The sequence below is a fragment of the Burkholderia sp. AU28863 genome (assembly GCF_002223195.1).
GTDB lineage: Bacteria > Pseudomonadota > Gammaproteobacteria > Burkholderiales > Burkholderiaceae > Burkholderia > Burkholderia sola.
Genome location: NZ_NKFE01000022.1, coordinates 1 through 740, shown reverse-complemented (window position 1 = coordinate 740; position 740 = coordinate 1). Strand labels below are relative to the sequence as shown.

Genomic DNA, 740 nt, shown 5'->3' with positions numbered 1-740 from the left:
GCCATCGTGATCAGGTCCGGCTCGAAGCCGAAGTGCTGGTGCGCGAACCATTCGCCGGTGCGCCCGAACCCGCCGATCACTTCGTCCGCGACGAGCAGGATGTCGTACTTGCGGCAGATCCGCTGGATTTCCGGCCAGTACGTCGACGGCGGGAAGATCACGCCGCCCGCGCCCTGGAACGGCTCGCCGATGAACGCCGCGACGTTGTCCGCGCCGAGCTCGAGGATCTTCGCTTCGAGCTGCTGCGCACGTGCGAGACCGAACGCTTCGGGCGTCTCGCCTGGCTGCGCTTCGCCGAAGAAATACGGCTGGTCGATGTGCACGATGTGCTCGACCTTCGACGGCATCTGCTCGTGCATGTAGCCCATCCCGCCGAGCGTGCCGCCCGCGATCGTCGAGCCGTGATAGCCGTTCTTGCGCGAGATCACGTACTTCTTCTGCGGCTTGCCCTGCACGCGCCAGTACTGGTGCACGAGTCGCAGCACGGTGTCGTTGCCTTCCGAGCCGCTGTTGCAATAGAAGAAGTGGTTGAAACCGGCGGGCGTCACCTCGGCGAGCATCGCCGACAGCTCGATGATCGGTGGATGCGTGGTCTTGAAGAACGTGTTGTAGAACGGCAGTTCCTGGATCTGGCGATACGCGGCGTCGGCGAGTTCCTTGCGGCCGTAGCCGACGTTCACGCACCAGAGGCCGGCCATCCCGTCGATCACCTTGTTGCCGTCCGAGTCCCACAGGTAGAC

At 64.3% G+C, this 740-nt stretch carries 1 protein-coding gene; it reads right to left on the bottom strand.

Translation table 11 applies throughout. The annotated features are described in order from the left end of the window. On the bottom strand, positions 1–740 hold a 740-nt coding region (locus CFB81_RS34730; protein ID WP_143328667.1), incomplete at both ends, for an aminotransferase class III-fold pyridoxal phosphate-dependent enzyme.